This window comes from Streptomyces liliiviolaceus, from assembly GCF_018070025.1.
GTDB lineage: Bacteria > Actinomycetota > Actinomycetes > Streptomycetales > Streptomycetaceae > Streptomyces > Streptomyces liliiviolaceus.
The window spans coordinates 54,423-74,981 of sequence record NZ_JAGPYQ010000002.1 but is presented as its reverse complement, the minus strand read 5'-3'; the positions used below and the strand labels follow the sequence as shown (position 1 = coordinate 74,981).

General features: G+C 71.4%; 14 protein-coding genes. 10 read left to right on the top strand and 4 right to left on the bottom strand.

What is annotated here, in order from left to right:
* Nucleotides 1–5 precede the first annotated feature (5 nt).
* Nucleotides 6–1,178, bottom strand: coding sequence for a glycosyltransferase (locus J8N05_RS36105; protein WP_210890681.1), 1,173 nt, complete (start codon nt 1,176–1,178; stop codon nt 6–8).
* A gap of 58 nt (nt 1,179–1,236) precedes the next feature.
* On the opposite strand from J8N05_RS36105, the gene J8N05_RS36100 reads away from it, so the two are divergent.
* Both J8N05_RS36100 and J8N05_RS36095 read left to right on the top strand, forming a co-directional pair.
* On the top strand, nt 1,237–2,022 hold the full coding sequence (locus tag J8N05_RS36100; protein ID WP_210890679.1) for a glutamate racemase: 786 nt from the start codon (nt 1,237–1,239) through the stop codon (nt 2,020–2,022).
* Between the two features lie 107 nt (nt 2,023–2,129).
* A complete protein-coding gene (locus J8N05_RS36095; RefSeq protein WP_210890677.1) occupies nt 2,130–2,687 on the top strand; it encodes a hypothetical protein in 558 nt (185 codons plus the stop codon).
* Between the two features lie 68 nt (nt 2,688–2,755).
* Here J8N05_RS36095 and J8N05_RS36090 read toward each other — a convergent pair whose 3' ends face one another.
* Nucleotides 2,756–3,781 carry an O-antigen ligase family protein gene (locus J8N05_RS36090; protein ID WP_210890675.1) on the bottom strand — a complete coding sequence of 342 codons (1,026 nt, stop codon included), beginning with the start codon at nt 3,779–3,781 and terminating at the stop codon, nt 2,756–2,758.
* A gap of 253 nt (nt 3,782–4,034) precedes the next feature.
* Between J8N05_RS36090 and lnt the strand changes: the two genes are divergently transcribed.
* Genes lnt through J8N05_RS36070 form a run of 4 tightly spaced genes read left to right on the top strand, consistent with a single transcriptional unit; the run spans nt 4,035 to nt 9,002 of the window.
* On the top strand, nt 4,035–5,648 hold the full coding sequence (gene lnt / locus J8N05_RS36085; RefSeq protein ID WP_210890673.1) for an apolipoprotein N-acyltransferase: 1,614 nt from the start codon (nt 4,035–4,037) through the stop codon (nt 5,646–5,648).
* A gap of 26 nt (nt 5,649–5,674) precedes the next feature.
* Nucleotides 5,675–6,148 (top strand): NUDIX hydrolase, encoded by a 474-nt coding sequence (locus J8N05_RS36080; protein ID WP_210890671.1) that lies wholly within the window; start codon nt 5,675–5,677, stop codon nt 6,146–6,148.
* Nucleotides 6,149–6,208: 60 nt separating this feature from the next.
* Nucleotides 6,209–7,009 carry a 3-hydroxybutyrate dehydrogenase gene (locus J8N05_RS36075; protein ID WP_210890669.1) on the top strand — a complete coding sequence of 267 codons (801 nt, stop codon included), beginning with the start codon at nt 6,209–6,211 and terminating at the stop codon, nt 7,007–7,009.
* 58 nt (nt 7,010–7,067) lie between these two features.
* Entirely contained in the window at nt 7,068–9,002 is a 1,935-nt protein-coding gene (locus tag J8N05_RS36070) for a helix-turn-helix domain-containing protein (protein ID WP_210890667.1), read from the top strand.
* A 98-nt stretch (nt 9,003–9,100) separates the two neighbouring features.
* Here J8N05_RS36070 and J8N05_RS36065 read toward each other — a convergent pair whose 3' ends face one another.
* A complete protein-coding gene (locus tag J8N05_RS36065; RefSeq protein WP_210890665.1) occupies nt 9,101–10,522 on the bottom strand; it encodes an MFS transporter in 1,422 nt (473 codons plus the stop codon).
* A 289-nt stretch (nt 10,523–10,811) separates the two neighbouring features.
* Between J8N05_RS36065 and J8N05_RS36060 the strand changes: the two genes are divergently transcribed.
* Together J8N05_RS36060 and J8N05_RS36055 are read left to right on the top strand one after the other, a co-directional pair.
* Nucleotides 10,812–13,031 carry an NADP-dependent isocitrate dehydrogenase gene (locus J8N05_RS36060; RefSeq protein WP_210890663.1) on the top strand — a complete coding sequence of 740 codons (2,220 nt, stop codon included), beginning with the start codon at nt 10,812–10,814 and terminating at the stop codon, nt 13,029–13,031.
* Between the two features lie 161 nt (nt 13,032–13,192).
* Nucleotides 13,193–14,656, top strand: coding sequence for a purine-cytosine permease family protein (locus J8N05_RS36055; RefSeq protein WP_210890661.1), 1,464 nt, complete (start codon nt 13,193–13,195; stop codon nt 14,654–14,656).
* Between the two features lie 67 nt (nt 14,657–14,723).
* Here the strand turns inward: J8N05_RS36055 and J8N05_RS36050 are convergent, their stop codons facing one another.
* A complete protein-coding gene (locus J8N05_RS36050; protein ID WP_210890659.1) occupies nt 14,724–15,989 on the bottom strand; it encodes an alpha-L-fucosidase in 1,266 nt (421 codons plus the stop codon).
* A gap of 206 nt (nt 15,990–16,195) precedes the next feature.
* Between J8N05_RS36050 and J8N05_RS36045 the strand changes: the two genes are divergently transcribed.
* Nucleotides 16,196–19,171: a carbohydrate binding domain-containing protein gene (locus J8N05_RS36045; RefSeq protein ID WP_210890657.1), complete on the top strand. Its 2,976-nt coding sequence runs from the start codon at nt 16,196–16,198 to the stop codon at nt 19,169–19,171.
* Between the two features lie 128 nt (nt 19,172–19,299).
* A complete protein-coding gene (locus tag J8N05_RS36040) occupies nt 19,300–20,541 on the top strand; it encodes an acyl-CoA dehydrogenase family protein (RefSeq protein ID WP_210890656.1) in 1,242 nt (413 codons plus the stop codon).
* Nucleotides 20,542–20,559: the final 18 nt, after the last annotated feature.

Sequence of the window (20,559 nt, the reverse complement as noted above, 5' to 3'; positions counted from 1 at the left end):
CCCGCTCAGGGGCCGGGCGCCGCGTCGGGACGGGCGTAGGTGCGGCCCTTCCAGGCCGCGCCGCGTCCCCTGTAGTGCTGCACCGCGGAATCCACCGTCATGAAGAGGTACATCAGGGCCGTGAACGGCAGCAGCGGGCCGAGCGCGAGCGGCTGCCCGTAGTAGCGCAGCATCGGCAGATACGTCGCCGTCATCAGCAGCCACGCCAGTCCGCCGGCCGCCGCCGCCGGGTGGGCGCCCGTCACGAGACCCACGACGAGTGCCACCGGTGGCACCAGATACACCACGGCGAGACCTGCCACGGTGCCGGCGAGCAGCAGCGGGTTGTGCCGCAGCTGGGCGTACGCGCTGCGCGAGACCATCCGCCACAGATCGTGCAGCCGCGGATAGGGACGCACGCTGTCCACGCGCTCGGCGAGCCCGAGCCAGATGTGCCCTCCGGAGCCCTTCACGGCCCTCGCCAGCGCCACGTCGTCGATGACGGCCTGCCCGATGGCGTCCGGGATCCGGGCCCGCTCGGCGGCGGAGGCACGCAGCAGGACACAGCCGCCCGCCGCGGCGGCGGTCCGCGAGCCCTTCCCGGCGATCCACCGGAACGGATACAGCTGCGCGAAGAAGTACACGAAGGCGGGCACCACGAGCCGCTCCCAGACGCTCTCCACGCGCAGCCGGGCCATCTGGGAGACGAGATCGAAGTCCCCGGTCACGGCCGAGGCCACCAACTCCCGCAGACTGTCCGGCGCATGGGCGATGTCCGCGTCCGTGAGCAGCAGGTATTCGGGTTCACGCGCGCGTGCCAGGCCGATGCCGTGCCGCACCGCCCAGAGCTTGCCGGTCCAGCCCGCGGGCGGCTCCCCGGGCGAGCCGACGGTCAGCGGCAGCCCGCCGTGCCGTCGGCCCAGCTCACGGGCCAGCTCCCCGGTGCCGTCCGAACTGCCGTCGTCGACGAGGAAGACCTCCGCCCGCCCCGGATACTCCTGCGCCAGCAGCGAGGGCAGACTCTCGGACAGGACGGCGGCCTCGTCGCGCGCCGGTACGACGACACACACGGACGGCCAGCTCTCCGGCTCCCCGCGCGGCGGCAGCCGCAGGTCCGTACGCCAGAAGAAGCCCTGGCCGAGCAGCAGCCACAGCCAGGCGGCCAGCGATCCGACAGCGGTCCACACAAGGGCGCTCACCCGCCGCAGTCTGCCCCACCGCCGCGGCCCGTTGAGCCGGATCGACTATGGTGACCGGGTGAAGATCGCGCTCATGGACTCCGGAATCGGACTGCTTGCGGCGGCCGCCGCGGTACGTCGACTGCGCCCCGACGCGGAGCTCGTTCTCTCCTCGGACCCCGGCAGCATGCCGTGGGGGCCCCGTACGCCCGAGGACGTGACCGCGCGCGCCCTCGCCGTCGCGGAGGCCGCCGCCGCGCACCGGCCCGACGCCCTGATCGTCGCCTGCAACACCGCGTCCGTGCACGCCCTGCCCGCCCTGCGGGCCCGCCTGGAGCCGGGGATTCCCGTCATCGGCACGGTCCCCGCGATCAAGCCGGCCGCCGCGGGCGGCGGATCCTTCGCGATCTGGGCCACGCCCGCCACCACCGGCAGCCCCTACCAGCGAGGTCTCATCCGCGAGTTCGCCGACGGGGCGAGCGTCACCGAGGTGCCCTGCCCCGGCCTCGCGGACGCTGTCGAGCACGCCGACCAGCCGGCCATCGACGCCGCGATCGCGGCGGCCGCGGCGCGTACCCCCGCCGATGTGACGACCGTCGTCCTGGGCTGCACCCATTACGAACTGGTCGCCGAGCGCATCCGCGCGGCCGTGCAGCGGCCCGGCACGGCACCGCTCGTCCTGCACGGCTCGGCCGGCGCAGTGGCCGCCCAGGCGCTGCGCCGCACCGGTGAGGCGGCGGCCCCGCAGGCACCCGACCAGGGCACGCTCACGGTGCTCCTCGGCGGCCGGGAGGGCGTCCTGCCCGCCACCGCGCTGACGTACGACGAGGGCCGGCTGCTCCAGGCGGTCAGTCCCGCCCGCTGACCCGGGCGCGCGGCGGCGCCCGCCCGGCGGAGGCTTCGCCTCCACGCGCGACGGTCACCGTCCGCGATCAGGTGCCCCCGCTGCGGAACGTGAGTACGCTCATTGGCATGACGGACCACCCCCACGGCGAACAGGGCGCTGCCGACGCCCCGCATACCGAGGTCTGGCACGGCCGCGCGTCCAACCGCATGCAGTGGCTGCTCGCGAGCATCGGCGCCGCCTGCCTGGCCCTGGGCATCCAGCTGGCCGTCGACTCGACCTGGACGTCGGGCATCGCCGCCCTCGCCATGTCGGTGGTCGGCTGCATCGCGGCGGGGCTCCTCGTCCTCTTCGGGACGCTGGCGTTCGTGCACGTGGCCGTGAAGGTCGACAAGGAGTGCCTCGAAGTGCGCTGCGGCCACATGGGTGTCCCGCGCCGCCGCATCCCGCTGTCGAACATCACCGGAGCCGACTTCGCGCCCCGGGTCACCCCGCGGCAGTGGGGCGGCTGGGGTTACCGCTGGCGGCCCGACCAGGGAACCGCCGTGGTCGTCCGACGCGGTGAGGGGCTGGTGCTCCTCCTGGGCGACGGGCACACGTTCACCATCACGGTGGACAACGCGGAGGCGGCCGTGCGGGTGATCCGCGACCGGCTGAGGATCGCCGCCATGGGCCGGACCCACTGACGCCGTCACACCGCTGACGCCGTACGGACCGTCCCCTCCGGAAGGGCTCTCCCGGGCGGGTGCGTCCGCTACTCCGTGGGGACGGTCGGCGCGGGACGCGCTGTGGCCAGGCCCGCGAGCAGGCCCGCACCCGCCGTGACCGTCGTGAAGCTCAGGGCGTTGCCGACCGCGGCGATCGCGGCCAGCGCCGCCAGGGCGGCGCCCGCGGTGAGGACGACCGGAGTGGGGCGCGGTGACCTCCACAGGGCGTACAGGACCCAGCCGAACACCGCGGCGAGCAGGACCATGCCCAGGACCCCCTGCTCGGCTGCCTGCTGGAACGGCGCCGAGTGGGGTTTGCCGTCGGGCGGCAGCGTCTGTGTGACGGTCGGGCTCAGCTCCGCGAAGCGTCCGGGGCCGATGCCCAGCCCCGGTTCCCGGGCCGCCATGTCGAGCGCGTCGTGCCACAGCAGTACCCGGTGCTGGGTGAGCTGTCCCTCCAGGGCCGAGGTCAGACCGTCCGGCAGTACGTCCTCGGCCGCGGCCCAGGTCGCGCCGGTCACCAGGGCCACGGCGAGCGCGAGACCGCCGAGCCCCACCGCGCGGCGGCGCATACGGTCGGCGGCGAGCGAGCAGAGCAGCACTCCCAGGCAGGCGACGAAGCCGGACGTCGATCCCAGGACGGCCGCGGTGACCGCGATGCCTGCGGCCAGCAGCCGCAGGGCGAGCCGCAGTCCCGGCGGGCGCGCCGCCCAGGCCGCACAGCACGCGGCGCCCGCGGAGAGGGTGAGCAGCGCGGCGGTCGCGCCGGTCTGCCCGAGCGGTGAGGTCGCCTGGCTGCCCGGATTGATGTGCGGCGCGGCCACGGCGAGCCCGAGCCCGGCGAACGCGCCCGCGGTGGGCACGGCGACCGGCAGCAGTTCGCCGCAGATCCGCCCCACCGCGTAGCCGGCGGCCACGGCGAGCACCGCGAGCAGGACCCCCTCGGGCCGCCCGCCGTGCACCGCGGCGGTGATCAGGGACCAGGCGGCGCACGCTCCGAGCACCGCGACACCCGTCGCGTCCGAAGCGCTGCGTCTGTCGTGCGCCGACGCCGGACCGGTCGCCGAAGTCATCCCCGTGGACCCCACCCCGACGCCCCCCGACCTGTGACGGGCCCCGACCGCCCGGCCGGAAACGGCCCGTACGTCGAAGGCTCCGGCACACCGTAACGGGTGATGCGCCGGTTTGTGGACGAGTTGCGCAGAAACGATGCGGCAAGTGAGGGGTGAACACCCGGTCAGTGCCTCGCCGGTACCCGGCCGGAGCCTGGTCGGGAGCCGGGGGCCGCGCTGTCGGTGCCGTGGTCAGGCGCCGTAGACTCCCCGGGTGACCGCCACAGCGACCCCCGTAGACGAGCCGGAACAGCTCGAACCGCAGGACCGGCCCGTTTCGCGCACGGTTCGCCTGGCACGACGGCTGCTTCCGGCCGCCGCCGCGGCACTCTCCGGGGTGCTGCTGTACGTCAGTTTCCCGCCGCGCACCCTGTGGTGGCTGGCCCTGCCGGCCTTCGCGATCTTCGCCTGGTGCCTGCACGGCCGCACCTGGAAGGCGGCCCTCGGCCTCGGCTACCTCTTCGGCCTCGGCTTCCTGCTGCCGTTGCTCGTGTGGACCGGCGTCGAGGTCGGCCCCGGACCGTGGCTGGCGCTCGTCGCCATCGAGGCGGTGTACGTCGCGCTCGTCGGCGCCGGTATCGCGGCCGTGTCGAAGCTGCCCGGCCGGCCGCTGTGGGCCGCCGCCCTGTGGATCGCAGGCGAGGCGGCACGCGCGCGTGTGCCGTTCGGCGGCTTCCCCTGGGGCAAGATCGCCTTCGGCCAGGCCGACGGGGTCTTCCTGCCGCTCGCGGCGGTGGGCGGCACCCCCGTGCTCGGTTTCGCGGTCGTCCTGTGCGGCTTCGGCCTGTACGAGACCGTCCGCCTGGGCCTCGAAGTGCGGCGCACCCGTGTCGTACGCCGGGGAGCCGCCGCGGTGGCCCTGCTCGCTCTCGTCCTCCCCGTGGCGGGCGCCCTCGCCGCACGCACCCTGGTCAGCGACAGTGCCGAGGACGGCACCGCGACCGTCGCCGTCATCCAGGGCAACGTCCCGCGCGCGGGACTCGACTTCAACTCCCAGCGCCGTGCCGTCCTCGACCACCACGCACGGGAGACCGAGCGGCTGGCCGCGCGGGTCAAGGCGGGCAAGGCGGCCCAGCCCGACTTCGTGCTGTGGCCGGAGAACTCCTCGGACATCGACCCGTTCCGCAACCCCGACGCCTACGCAGTGATCGACAAGGCGGCCCGGGCCATCGGCGCGCCCATCTCGGTCGGCGGTGTCGTGGAGAAGGACGGCAAGCTCTACAACGAGCAGATCCTGTGGGACCCGGTGAAGGGCCCCGGCGCCACCTACGACAAGCGGCAGGTCCAGCCGTTCGGCGAGTACCTCCCGATGCGCTCGCTCCTCGGTGCCATCAACGAGAACTGGACCTCCATGGTCCGCCAGGACTTCAGCCGGGGCGACGAGCCGGGCGTGTTCACCATGGCGGGTACCGAGGTCGGCCTCGCGACCTGTTACGAGGCCGCCTTCGACTGGGCCGTGCGCGACACCGTCACCCACGGCGCCCAGATCATCTCCGTACCGAGCAACAACGCCACGTTCGACCGCAGCGAGATGACCTACCAGCAGCTCGCCATGTCCCGCATCCGGGCCGTCGAGCACAGCCGGACCGTCACCGTCCCGGTGACCAGCGGTGTCAGCGCCATGATCATGCCGGACGGGGAGATCACCCAGCGCACCGGCATGTTCGTGGCCGACTCCCTCGTCCAGAAGGTCCCGCTGCGGTCCTCCGAGACCCCCGCCACCCGCCTCGGCATCGCGCCCGAGATGGTGCTGGTCCTGATCGCGGCGGGCGGACTCGGCTGGGCGGTGACCTCGGCCGTACGCGGACGCCGGAACGCGGCAGGGTGACCCGACCGGCCCGTTAGGGTCGGTCCATGGCTACTCCTGACTTCATCCGTACGATCCGGGCCACCGCCGGACAGCAGCTGCTGTGGCTTCCCGGAGTCACCGCCGTCGTCTTCGACGACGAGGACAGGGTCCTGCTCGGGCGCCGGGTCGACACCGGCAAGTGGGCCGTCATCGCCGGAATGTCGGACCCGGGGGAGCAGCCCGCCGCCTGTGCCGTCCGTGAGGTCTACGAGGAGACGGGCGTACGGTGCGTCGCCGAGCGCGTCGTGCTCGTCCAGGCCCTGAAGCCCATCACGTACCCCAACGGCGACATCTGCCAGTTCATGGACATCACCATCCGGTGCCGGGCCGTCGGCGGCGAGGCCCGTGTCAACGACGACGAGTCGCTGGAGGTCGCCTGGTTCGCCGTGGACGCGCTGCCGGAGCTGAACGAGCACGGGCTGATCCGGATCAAGCAAGCGCTGTCCGACGAGCCCACGTGGTTCGACCCCACGACCTGACGGCGAAGTGTGGGTTGTGACCACATGGGTCGAGCTGGAGGGGCTCCCTAGGGTCGGAGCATGACCGCCCGCAGCGTCCTCGCAGGCCCCCAGGCCCCCTCCTTCGACCTCGGCGGCCGTACCGCCCTCGTCACCGGCGCCGCGGGCGGTATCGGCCGCGCGTGCGCGCTGCGGCTCGCCGCGGCCGGTGCGAAGGTGCGGGCGGTCGACCGGCAGGCGGGGGGACTGGAGACACTCGCCGAACGGGCCCGCGGCCTCGCGGGAACCGTCGAGCCGCACCTCCTCGACCTCACCGACCTGGACGCGGCGGAATCCGCCGCGGCGGGCACCGACATCCTCGTCAACAACGCCGGACTGCAACTGGTGCGCCCCATCGAGGACTTCCCGCCCGACACCTTCCACACCGTGCTGACCGTGATGCTGGAGGCACCGTTCCGCCTCATCCGTGGGGCGCTGCCACACATGTACGGGCAGGGGTGGGGCCGCATCGTCAATGTGTCCTCCGTCCATGGGCTCCGCGCCTCCGCCTTCAAGTCGGCCTATGTGGCGGCAAAACACGGCCTGGAGGGCCTCTCCAAGACGGCGGCACTCGAAGGCGCACCCCATGGAGTCACCTCGAACTGTGTGAACCCCGCCTATGTGCGCACACCCCTGGTCGAGAAACAGCTCACCGACCAGGCGGCCGCCCACGGAATACCGCGGGAACGGGTGCTGACGGAGATCCTGCTGAAGGACAGCGCCGTCAAACGCCTCATCGAGCCCGAGGAGGTCGCCGAGGCCGTGGCGTACCTGTGCGGCCCGGCCGCGTCCTTCGTCACCGGCACCTCGCTGGTGCTCGACGGCGGCTGGACCGCGCACTGAGCGCGAGTTATCCACAGGGCTGGTCAGGCTGTCGGTGCGACGGGTAATCCTGGTGGACATGTTCCGTGATCAATCGAGGTCGGCCGGGCGCTCCGAGGCGAGCGCGGAGACGCCGTTCCTGAAACTGCTGGCCAGGGGCGCGTCCGCCGACGCGTACGAGCAGCCGGTGCTGCTCGCCCGTGCGGACGGCATGGCCGCCGACCGGATCGCCGCTCTTGAGGGCGCCAAGGATCTCGCCCTGCGTGTGCGCTCCGAGATGGAGGGGCGCCGCAGACGCGAGGCCGAGCTGTCCGCGCTCTTCGAGACGGCCCACGACCTGGCGGGACTGCGCGACCTCGACGCCGTGCTCCAGGCGATCGTGCAGCGCGCCCGCTCGCTGCTGAGCACGGACGTCGCGTACCTCAGCCTGAACGACCCGGCGCGGGGCGACACGTACATGCGGGTCACCGAGGGCTCGGTCGCGGCGCGCTTCCAGCAGCTGCGCCTGGGCATGGGGGAGGGGCTGGGCGGGCTCGTCGCCCAGACGGCCCGGCCCTACGTCACCGACGACTATTTCCGGGACGACCGCTTCCGGCACACGCTGACGATCGACGCGGGGGTCCGGGACGAGGGGCTGGTGGCGATCCTCGGCGTGCCCCTCACGCTCGGCCCGCACGTCATCGGTGTGCTCTTCGCCGCCGACCGCCGGGCGCGGGTCTTCGAGCGGCAGGAGATCGCGCTGCTCGGCTCGTTCGCGGCCCTGGCGGCGGCCGCCATCGACGCCGCGAACCTGCTCACCGAGACCCGTCAGACACTGGCGGACCTGGAGCGGGCCAACGAGATCATCGGGGACCGCAGCGGGGTCATCGAGCGGGCCTCGGACGTCCACGACCGGCTCGCCGAGCTCGTCCTGCGGGGTGGCGGGGTCCACGACGTGTCCGCCGCGGTCTCCCAGGTCCTCGACGGCACCGTGCGCTTCGCCGACGCGGGAACGGCACCCGGCGACGCGGTCGAGATGTCACGGGCCGAGGGCCACGCCGTCCGCCACGGGGACGACTGGATCGCCGCCGTCGCCGCCGGCGGAGAACTGCTCGGCGCACTCGTGCTGGACGGCCAGCCGGGCCTCGACCCCGTCGACCAGCGCACCCTGGAGCGCGCCGCCATGGTCACCTCGCTCCTGCTGCTGGCCCGGCGTTCGGCCGCCGAGGCCGAACAGCGCGTCCGCGGCGAGCTGCTGGACGATCTGCTCGACGCCCGCGACCGCGATCCCCGGCTGCTGCGCGAGCGCGCGGCCCGCTTCGACGCCGACCTCGACTCCGTCCACGTGGTGCTCGCCGCCCGCCTGGACAGCCCGGTGGCGGACGCCGACCAGGAGGCGGCCGCCCGGCGCAGACTGGGGTCCGCGGCGTCCCACCTCGCCGCCACCCGGCACGGACTCGCCGCGGCCCGCGACGGAGGCACCGTCCTGCTGCTGCCCCTCGGCCCCGGCGAGACCGCGACGGAGCTGGCCCGCCGCACGGCGAGAGATCTGGGCACGGCCGTGCACGAGGCGGTCACCGTCGGGGCCTCCGCGCCCGTCCGGGATCTCGCCGTGCGCCCGGAGACCGTGGCCGAGGCCTACGCCGAGGGGCAGCGGTGCCTCGACGCGCTGCGGCTCCTCGGCCGCCCGGGGGACGGCGCCGCCGCCGAGGACTTCGGGTTTCTGGGGCTGCTGCTGGCCGGCAGCAGGGACATCCCCGGCTTCGTCGAGCGCACCATCGGCCAGGTCGTCGGTTACGACGAGAAGCGCGGCACGGATCTCCTGCGCACCCTCGACGCGTACTTCGCCTGCGGGATGAGCCCGGCGCGTACCAAGGACGAACTGCACGTCCACGTCAACACGGTCGCGCAGCGCCTGGAGCGGGTCGGCCGGCTGCTCGGACCCGAGTGGCAGAGCCCGGCCCGCGCGCTGGAGATCCAGCTCGCCCTGCGACTGCACCGGTTGTCGTCCGCGACGCCTCCCGGACGGCACTGACCCCCGCACACACGGGCGCGCGGGGGTCGGTCGTCGCACAACGGCTCGGACGATGCCGGGTCGGTGCGGCCGCTGCTCAACAGGTGCTCAGCCGCTGCTCAGACGGTACGGGCGTCCGCGGGCCGGGAATCCTTCACGCCCTCCGCCGCCTCCGCCGCTTCCCTCTCCGCCTCCCCGTCGACGTCCGCGAGGTCCCGGTGGCGGGTCTCCTTCGCCACACCCACGGCGATCAGGGTCAGCACGGCCGCCCCGATCACGTACAGGGCGATCGGGGTCGAGCTGTCGTAGTCCGCCAGCAGCGCGGTGGCGATGAGCGGTGCGGGCGCGCCCGCGGCGACCGACGAGAACTGCGCGCCGATCGAAGCCCCGGAGTACCGCATGCGGGTCGCGAACATCTCCGAGAAGAACGCGGCCTGCGGCGCGTACATGGCTCCGTGCAGGACCAGCCCCACGGTCACAGCGAGGATCAGGTCCCCGAAGCTCCCCGTGTCGATGAGCGCGAAGAACGGGAACATCCACAGCCCGATACCGGCCGCGCCCAGCAGATACACCGGACGGCGGCCGACCCGGTCGGACAGGGCGCCCCACGCCGGGATCGCCGCGAAGTGCACCGCGGAGGCGATGAGCACCGCGTTGAGCGCGGTCTGCTTGGACAGCCCGGTGGACGTAGTGGCGTACACGAGGATGAACGCGGTGATCACGTAGTAGCTGATGTTCTCCGCCATGCGCGCGCCCATCGCGATGAGGACGTCCCGCCAGTGGTGGCGCAGCACGGAGACCAGTGGCAGCTTCTCGGCGCCCCCGTCCTCGACTGACCTGCGGGCCTCGGCCTGGGCCAGAGCGGCCTTGAAGACGGGCGATTCGTCGACGGACAGACGTATCCACAGACCGACCATGACGAGCACGCCCGACAGCAGGAAGGGTATGCGCCAGCCCCAGGCGGTGAACGCGGCGTCCGAGAGCAGGGCCGTCAGCAGCGACAGCACCCCCGTCGCCAGCAGTTGTCCGGCGGGCGCGCCGGTCTGCGGCCACGAGGCCCAGAAACCGCGTCGCCGCGCGTCCCCGTGCTCCGACACCAGCAGTACGGCGCCGCCCCACTCCCCGCCCAGCGCGAAGCCCTGCACCAGGCGCAGCACGGTCAGCAGCACCGGGGCCGCCGTGCCGATGGTCGCGTGCGTGGGCAGCAGCCCGATCGCGAAGGTCGCCCCGCCCATCAGCAGCAAACTCAGGACCAGGAGCTTCTTACGGCCGAGCCGGTCGCCGTAGTGCCCGAAGACCAGTGCCCCGAGCGGCCTGGCGGCGAACCCCACCGCGTACGTCAGGAACGACAGCAGGGTCCCGACGAGCGGGTCGGAGCCCGGGAAGAAGAGCTTGTTGAAGACGAGCGCGGCGGCGGATCCGTAGAGGAAGAAGTCGTACCACTCGATGGTGGTGCCGATCAGGCTCGCGGCGACGATGCGCTTGAGGCTGCCGGGTGGTGTCGAGGCTGGTGGTGGGGGAGCGGTCGCTGCGGATGCCATGTGCACCACTTCCGGGTGTTCGGTGGGGACGGGGACGTATCGGCACACCGTAGGAAGACGCAGGTCAGGCGCACATGTGGTGGGACAACATAGTTCTGCCCGATGAAGTGCGTGCATCCACCATGCCGGGCATCGATGGCGCGGGCTGACCACCCCCGACCGGGCCGAAGCCGCCTCTCGGCCGGACCGCGGCGGACTTGTGCAGCCTCCTGTCCGGTCCCGCGCCATCACGAGATATCTTGATGTCGAGCAATGTTGCAGACTTTGCAGACGTGGAGCGGAGCACCCGGTGACTGACTCGACCATCATCTACACGCACACTGACGAGGCCCCGGCCCTGGCGACCTATTCGTTCTTGCCGGTGGTCCAGGCGTACGCGTCGCAGGCCGGTGTCACTGTGGAAACCCGTGACATCTCGCTGGCCGGGCGGATCATCGCCCTCTTCCCCGAGTTCCTGGAGGAGGGGCAGCGCATCCCCGACGCCCTCGCCGAGCTGGGTGAGCTGGCCAAGACGCCCGAGGCCAACATCATCAAGCTGCCGAACATCTCGGCCTCGATCCCGCAGCTGAAGGCCGCGATCGCCGAGCTGCAGTCGCAGGGCTACGCGCTGCCGAACTACCCGGACGACGCGAAGACCGACGAGGAGCGCGACATCCGCGCCCGCTACGACAAGGTCAAGGGCAGCGCCGTGAACCCGGTGCTGCGCGAGGGCAACTCCGACCGCCGCGCCCCCGCGTCGGTCAAGAACTACGCCAAGGCCCACCCGCACCGCATGGGCGCCTGGACCGCCGACTCGAAGACCAACGTGGCGACCATGGGCGTCGACGACTTCCGGTCCACCGAGAAGTCCGTGGTGATCTCCGAGGCCGGCTCCCTGCGCATCGAGCTGACCGGCGACGACGGTTCCACCACCGTCCTGCGTGAGTCCGTACCTGTCCTCGCGGGCGAGGTCGTCGACGCCTCCGTCCTGCACGTCGCCGCGCTGCGCGAGTTCCTCACCGCGCAGATCGCCAAGGCCAAGGCCGACGGCGTGCTGTTCTCCGTGCACCTCAAGGCCACCATGATGAAGGTCTCCGACCCGATCATCTTCGGCCACGTGGTGCGCGCCTTCTTCCCGAAGACGTTCGCGCAGTACGGCAAGGCGCTCGCCACCGCGGGGCTGACCCCCAACGACGGTCTCGGCGGCATCTACAAGGGCCTTGAGTCCCTGCCCGAGGGCGCCGAGATCAAGGCGTCCTTCGACGCCGAGCTCGCCGAGGGCCCCGAGCTGGCCATGGTCGACTCCGACAAGGGCATCAGCAACCTGCACGTGCCCTCCGACGTCATCGTCGACGCCTCCATGCCGGCGATGATCCGTACCTCCGGCCACATGTGGGGCCCGGACGGCGGCGAGGCCGACACCCTGGCGGTCCTCCCGGACTCCAGCTACGCCGGTGTCTACCAGGTCGTCCTCGACGACTGCCGCGCCAACGGCGCCTTCGACCCGTCGACGATGGGCACCGTCCCGAACGTCGGTCTGATGGCGCAGAAGGCCGAGGAGTACGGCAGCCACGACAAGACCTTCGAGATCGCGACCACCGGCACGGTCCGCCTCGTCGACGAGGCCGGCGATGTGGTCCTGCAGCAGACGGTCTCCGCGGGCGACATCTTCCGCGCCTGCCAGACCAAGGACGCCCCGATCCGGGACTGGGTCAAGCTGGCCGTCACCCGCGCCCGCGCCACCGGCGACCCGACCGTGTTCTGGCTGGACGAGACCCGCGCCCACGACGCGAAGCTCATCGAGAAGGTCAACGCCTACCTGCCGGAGCACGACACGGAGGGCCTGGACATCCGTGTCCTGTCGCCCGTCGAGGCGACCAAGCTCTCCGTGGAGCGCATCCGCCGCGGCGAGAACACCATCTCGGTCACCGGCAACGTCCTGCGCGACTACCTGACCGACCTGTTCCCGATCCTGGAGCTGGGCACCAGCGCCAAGATGCTCTCGATCGTCCCGCTGATGAACGGCGGCGGCCTCTTCGAGACGGGCGCCGGCGGCTCCGCGCCCAAGCACGTGCAGCAGCTGGTCAAGGAGGACTACCTGCGCTGGGACAGCCTGGGCGAGTTCCTCGCGCTGGCCTCCAGCTTCGAGCACCTCGCGCAGACCACGGGCAACGCGCGCGCCCAGGTCCTCGCCGACACGCTCGACCGCGCGACGGCCACGTTCCTGGAGAACGACAAGTCGCCGAGCCGTCGCCTCGGTGGCATCGACAACCGCGGCAGCCACTTCTTCCTCGCGCTGTACTGGGCGCAGGAGCTGGCCGGACAGACGGACGACGCCGAGCTCGCCAAGGTGATCGCTCCGCTCGCCGAGACGCTCACCGCGCAGGAGGAGACGATCGTCTCCGAGCTGAACGCGGTGCAGGGTTCGCCTGCCGAGATCGGTGGGTACTACCAGCCCGACCCGGCCAAGGCCTCGGCTGTCATGCGGCCGTCCGCGACGCTCAACGCTGCGCTGGCGACGCTGGCCTGATTTTTGGCCTCGGTGTGCCGCTGACGGTTCGACGCCGTCTGCCGGCGCGTCGTGGCTGAGCGCGCAGTTCCCCGCGCCCCTGACGGGGCGCGCAGTTCCCCTGCGCCCCTTCCGGGGGCGTGGGGTTTGCTGTATCCGGACTCCTGACGGGCAGGTCGGTGATGGCGTTGCAGGTCGAGGCGCACGGGCTCGATGTGATCGGGGACGGCGAGCGGAAAGGCACGCCGCGTACGCTCTTCTGGCCCTGGTTCGGGGCGAACGTCTCCATCCTCGGGCTGAGCTACGGATCCTTCGTGCTCGGGTTCGGGATCTCCTTCTGGCAGGCCCTGGCCGCCGGAGTGATCGGGATCGTCTTCTCCTTCCTGCTCTGCGGACTCGTCGCGGTCGCGGGCAAGCGCGGCTCGGCGCCGACGATGGTGCTCAGCCGGGCCGCCTACGGTGTGCGCGGCAACCGGCTCCCCGCCGTCGTGTCCTGGATGCTCACCGTCGGCTGGGAGACCGTCCTCACGGCGCTGGCGACCATGGCCACCTCCACCGTGCTCGACCGGCTCGGTTGGGGTGGCGGCACCGGGACCGAGGTGGTCGCCCTGATCGTCGTCGGCGCGCTCGTCGTGGTCGGCGGAGTGATGGGATTCGACCTGATCATGCGGCTCCAGACGGTCATCACCGTCGTCACCGGGGTCCTGACCGTCGTCTACATCGGGCTCGTCGCCGACCACATCCACTGGTCGGCCGTCAGCGCCGTACCGGCAGGCTCCGCCCAGGAGCTCATCGGCGCCCTGGTCTTCATGATGACCGGCTTCGGCCTCGGCTGGGTCAACGCCGCCGCCGACTACTCGCGCTATCTGCCGCGCGACTCCTCCGGCCGGGGCGTGGCCGGGTGGACGACCTTCGGCGCCTCGGTGGCACCCCTGCTCCTGCTGGTCTTCGGCCTGCTGCTCGCCGGATCGTCCACGACCCTCAGTACGGCCATCGCGGGCGACCCGATCGGCGCGCTCACCACGATCCTGCCCACCTGGTTCCTGGTCCCCTTCGCCGTGGTGGCCGTACTCGGCCTGGTCGGCGGCGCGGTCCTCGACATCTACTCCTCCGGCCTGGCCCTGCTCGCCGCGGGCCTGCGCGTACCGCGCTATCTGGCGGCCCTGCTGGACGGTGTCCTGATGATCGCGGGCTCCGTCTACATCGTCTTCGTCGCCGACGACTTCCTGGGCCAGTTCATCGGCTTCCTCACCACGCTCGGCGTACCGGTCGCCGCCTGGTGCGGAGTGATGCTCGCCGACCTGGCGCTGCGCCGCCGCGACTACGACGAGGCCGACCTGTTCCGGGTGAAGGGCCGCTACGGAGACGTCGAACCGCTCCCGCTGCTGCTCACCCTCGCCGCCACCGCGCTCGGGTGGGGCCTGGTCACCAACTCGGCCGCCGACTGGCTGGAGTGGCAGGGCTATCTGCTCGGCCCCCTCGGCCTCGGCGGCAAGGACGGCACCTGGGCCTACGTGAACCTGGGCGTCCTCGCCGCGCTCGCCCTCGGCTTCCTCGGCACCCTCGCACTCGGTGGGGGAAGGGTGCGTACGCAGGAGGCACAGGCTCCGAGCGGACCGGTGGACGGGAAGACGCTGAAGGCATGAGCGGCGACGGGACCCCCGCCCACCTCGCCGTCATCGACATGCTGCTCACCGGAACGAAGTGAGCACGTCAGAGCCGGCCCGCCCCCGTGTACAGGTCCAGTTCCCCCTCCAGTTCCACGGCCAGCACGGTCGCCTCCTCGTCCAGATCGGCCGCCGCGGGCGCGTCGATCCACGTCACCCCCGGTACGGTGTCGAGCCCGCCCGTGACGTGATGGCCCAGTTCCGTGCCCGTGCCGAGGACCGTGACGCGCCGGACCCGGTTGCGCAGCCCCCGGACCGACACGGAGTCGCGCGGCGCGTCGAAGCACACCAGATACAGCGTGCGCCGGTCGGCGGACAGGGTGCTGGGGCCGTAGTGGTGCCCGGCGGGCAGCCCGGCGACCGTGCCGTACACGGCGTCCGAGTGCCGCCCGATCCACGCGCCGAGGCCCTCCATGCGGGTGATCTGTTCCTCGGGGATCGTGCCGTCCTCGCGCGGTGCCGCGGCCAGCAGCAGATTGCCGCCCATGCCGATGGTCTCGGTGAAGTACCGCACCAGCTGGCGCACCGACTTGAAGTCGCGGTCCTGCGGCCGGTGGCTCCATGAGCCGTTGATGGTGAGGCACAGTTCCCACGGGCCGTCCGGGGCCTGGAGCGGGGTGCCCTGTTCGGGCGTGGCGTAGTCGCCGTGGCCGGGTATCCGGCCGTTGAGGACGGTGTCCGGATTGCCCGCGAGGATCAGGTCGGCGAGCTCGTCCGTCCGCCACTGCTCCTCGGTGCGCTCCCACTCGCCGTCGAACCAGAGGATGTCGGGCCGGAAGCGTTCGACGAGTTCGCGGACCTGTCCGTCGCGGTACGCGAGATAGCGCGCCCAGGCCGCCGGGTCCTCCCGGCCGGGCTCGGCCTGCGAGTACGCGTTCAGCGGCACGATGTACGGCCCCGGGTGCCGCTCACTCGCGTAGTCCGGGTGGTTCCAGTCGGAGTGCGAGTAGTAGAGGCCGACCTTGAGGTCCCGGGCGCGCAGTGCCTCGACGAACCCGGTGACGAGGTCGCGGCCCGCCGGGGTGTCCCGGACCACGTCGAGATTGCGGTGATCGGTGTCCCAGAGGGCGACCCCGTCGTGGTGCCGGGTGGTCAGGACCGCGTACCGGGCGCCGACGCGGGCGAACAACTCGGCCCAGGCGTCGGGGTCGTAACGCGACGCGCTGAAACCGTCGAGCTGTTTCATGTACTGCTCGTGCGTCATCTCGCCCGTGTAGAAGGACCAGGACTCGGCGGCGCCACCGACGGCGTAGACGCCGTAGTGGATGAAGATGCCCAGCTTGGCACCGGGAAACCAGGGTTGCATCGGCATGCTTCCACGCTAGGCGCGGGCCCCTCGCGGCGCGTGGGCGCCGGTCACCACTACTGGTCCGTTCTCACCCTGCGGCCCCCGGGCTGCGCGATCCCTTTACGTGGCTGTCATGTACCTGTAGCTTCCGCGCTGCAAGGACTTTCTGGAACTTGCCGGTTCTTCTTGCAGAGCAACTCGGCGCCCCACGGCCCGCATTGGAGACGCTCATGGGACGTACACCCCTCGGTCGGTCGCGGCGCCCGCTCCTCGCGGCGCTGGTGGCGACCGGACTGCTCGGCGCGCTCGCGGGGCCACCGGAGACGGGCCCCGCCCCGATGGAGACGGTCGCCGCCGACGCGAACACGGCGACCGTCTTCTACTACACGAAGACCAAGAACTGGTCCTCCACCTATCTGCACTACGCGCCGGACGGCGGCGCGTGGACCACCGTGCCGGGCACGAAGATGGAGGCGGCCTGCACGGACTGGGTGAAGAAGACCGTCGACCTCGGCTCGGCGGCCGGGCTCGCGGCCACCTTCAACGACGGCGGCGGCACCTGGGACAACAACGGTGGCGCCAACTACGCGCTCGGCACGGGGAACATCACCGTCAAGGACGGGGTGATCGCCCACAGCGACCCGTGCGCCGGCACCGAACCGGCCGAGGGCAACCAGGCCACGGTCTACTACTCGACGGCCACCACCGGCTGGACGACGGCCAACATCCACTACGCGCCGACCGGCGGCACCTGGACGACCTCGCCCGGCGTCGGCATGGAGGCCGCCTGCACCGGCTGGTGGAAGAAGACCCTCGACCTCGGCACGGCGACCTCACTGAAGGCGGCCTTCAACAACGGCAACGGCGTCTGGGACAACAACAACAGCGCCGACTACGCCCTCACCTCCGGCACCTCGACCGTCAAGGACCGTACGGTCACCAAGGACGCGGCGGACCCGTGCGCCGCCGTCGAGCCGGACACCGAGGCGCCGACCGCGCCGGCCAAGGTGACCGCGAGCGCCACGAACACCTCCGTCGTCGTCAGCTGGGACGCGGCGACCGACAACATCGGAGTGACCAAGTACCAGGTGGCCCGCACCGGCGGCACCAAGGGCACGATGGTCACCGACATCGGATCGACGGTGTTCTCCGACACGGGACTTGAGGAGAGGACCCGCTACACCTACACGGTGAAGGCGGTCGACGCGGCGGGCAACACCTCACCCGCCTCCGCCGCGGCCACCGCGACGACCGGGGACAAGGCCCCCGACCCCGCCTCCGGCACCCCGCTGGGCACCGACCCCCGCAAGGACCCCATCTACTTCGTCCTCACCGCCCGCTTCAACGACGGCGACAGCTCCAACAACCGCGGCGGCAGCCAGCACACCAAGTCGGGCAACGCGGCGAACAACGACCCCATGTTCCGGGGCGACTTCAAGGGACTGGTCGAGAAACTCGACTACGTCAAGGCGCTCGGCTTCTCGGCGATCTGGGTCACCCCGGTGGTCCTCAACCGCTCGGACTACGACTACCACGGCTATCACGGCTACGACTTCTACAAGGTCGACCCGCGCCTGGAGTCGGCCGGCGCCTCCTACCAGGACCTGATCAACGCGGCGCACGCCAAGGGCATGAAGATCTACCAGGACGTCGTCTACAACCACAGCTCCCGCTGGGGCGCCAAAGGCCTGTTCACCCCCACCGTGTACGGCGTCCGCGACTCCCAGTGGAGCTGGTACTACGACGAGAGGAACGAGGGCTTCGAGTACGACGGCCTCACCGTCGAACCCAAGTCCGGCAAGGCGTACTACAACGGCGACCTGTGGTCGACCGCCGAGCCGTCCGGCAACACCTGCCTCAACTGGGGCAAGCCCACCGGAGGCAAGAGCGCAGAGGGCTACACGCTCTACAACTGCCAGTGGCCCAGCCCCACTTCGGGCATGTTCCCCAAGGCGCTCTACCACCAGTGCTGGATCGGCAACTGGGAGGGCGAGGACGCGCGCTCCTGCTGGCTGCACGAGGACCTGGCCGACTTCAACACCGAGAACACCACCGTCCAGAACTACTTGATCGGCGCCTACGACAAGTACATCGACATGGGCGTCGACGGATTCCGCGTGGACACGGCCGTGCACATACCCAGGGTCACCTGGAACCGCCGTTTCCTGCCCGCCATCCAGGAGCGTGTCACCCAGAAGTTCGGCGCCGAGGCCGCGCGGAACTTCTTCGTCTTCGGCGAGGTCGCGGCCTTCGTCAACGACAAGTGGAACCGCGGCTCGGTCAACCACTCCGCGCAGTTCTACACCTGGAAGGAGCGCAAGGAGTACAGCGCCGACGACGAAGTGGCGGCCCTGGAGCAGTTCACCTACGAGAACGACCAGGGCACCGGGAACCAGCCGACGTCCACCAACGCCTTCCTGGACGGGAACAACTACCACACCCCCGACCGCAGTCGGTTCTCCGGCATGAACATCATCGACATGCGGATGCACATGAACTTCGGCGACGCGCAGAACGCCTACGGCAACGGCAAGGACTCCGACGACAGCGTCAACGACGCCACGTACAACGTCGTCTACGTCGACAGCCACGACTACGGGCCCAACAAGAGCAGCGAGCGCTACACCGGCGGCACCGACGCGTGGGCCGAGAACATGGCCCTGATGTGGACCTTCCGCGGCATCCCGACCCTGTACTACGGCTCGGAGATCGAGTTCCAGCAGGGCAAGAAGATCGACTGCGGTCCGAGCTGCCCGCTGGCGACGACCGGTCGCGCGTACTACGGCGACCATCTCGCCGGCAGTGTCACGGCCTCCGACTTCGGCACGGTCGGCTCCGCGAGCGGCGAGGTCGCGAACACCCTCGCGCAGCCCCTGGTCAAGCACGTCCAGCGGCTCAACCAGATCCGCCGGGCCGTCCCCGCCCTGCAGACGGGGCAGTACTCCACCGAGGGCATCAGCGGCTCGATGGCCTTCAAGCGCCGGTACACCAGCGGCTCGACGGACAGCTTCGCCCTGGTCACCGTCACGGGCGGCGCCACATACACGGGCATCCCGAACGGCACCTACAAGGACGCCGTCACCGGGGACGTGAAGACCGTCTCCAACGGCACGCTGAGCGTCGGCGCCCCCGGCAAGGGCAACCTCCGGGTGTACGTGCTGAACGGCCCCGGGAAGATCGGCGCCGACGGCCCGTACCTGAAGTAGGCCCGCGCACAAGCGAGTTGGTGGGGCGGTCCACTTGGCGGTATCCGGTGGGTACAGCGGGCACCGGTCGCGTGTTCAATCACGGGTACCGCGTCACGTACGGACCGCCCCACCTGTCAGGAGGCACCGTGATCGCCCCTCCCGAACCCGCACTGACCGAACGTGAACTCATCGACCGGGCCACCGCCCTGCGGCCCGTACTGCTCGAACGCCAGGCGGAGACAGAGGAGTTGACGCGCTACCCGCAGGAGACGCACGAGGACTTCCTGCGGGCCGGCTTCTACCGGACCCTCCAGCCGCGCCGCTACGGAGGCTACGAGTTCGGGCTGCCGACCTTCTTCCGCGTGGTCACCGAGATCACCCGCGGCTGCCCCTCCACCGGCTGGGCCCTGTCCCTGACCGCCGCCCATGTCCTGCAGTTCGCGGCGCAGTTCGACGAGCGGGCCCAGGACGAGGTCTTCGGCACCCACGGCGAGTTCCGCGCCGCGTCCACCGTCGCACCCGTCGGAGTCGCCCGGCCGAACGGCGACGACGGGATCGTCCTGGACGGCATCTGGCCCTACTCCTCCGGTTCCCCGTACTCCACCCACTACCTCGGCCAGACCCTGCGCGCCCCGGAGAAGCCCGGCGACCCGCCCGGACCGATGGTGCTGTTCGTCGCCCCGCGCCCGGTGTGGACCCTCGTCGACGACTGGCACGGCGTCCTCGGCCTGCGCGGCAGCGGCTCCAACAGCGTCCGCATGGACCAGGCCCGTATCCCCGAACACCTCACCCGCGAGGTGAGCCTGCTCGACCTGCCCGTGGAGGGCGGCACCCCCGGCTCGAAGCTGCACGGCAACGCCCTGTACGCGGGACGCGCGCCCAGCGTCTACCACGGGGAACTGGCGGCCATCATGACCGGCATCGGATACGCCGCCGCCGACGAATACGCCCGGATCCTCGCCGACCGGCCGCTGACCCTGGAACCGGACCGTACCCGCGCGGAACTGCACGACTACCAGCGTCATCTCGGCGAGGCGCTCGGCATGATCCACACCGCGCAGGCCGCCCTCCAGCGCAACGCCGAGGACTACATGGAGGCCTGCCGCCGCAACGTCTCCGGCGAGGCGCCCTTCACCGTCGCCGACGACAACCGGCTCGCGTTCGTCTTCCTCAACGCGGGACGCACGGCCTGGGACGCCCTGCAGAACATCCTCTTCCGCACGGCCGGCTCACGCTACGCGCGCGACGGCGAACGGATGCAGCGCTACTTCCGGGACGCCGCCACGTACTGGTCGCACATCGGGGCGAGCATGGCCGAGCCACTGGCCCGGCGCGTGGGCCGCGACCGGCTCGGACTGCCCTCGCACGACATTCCGCTCATCCCGTGACCGTTGCGTGACAGGTGT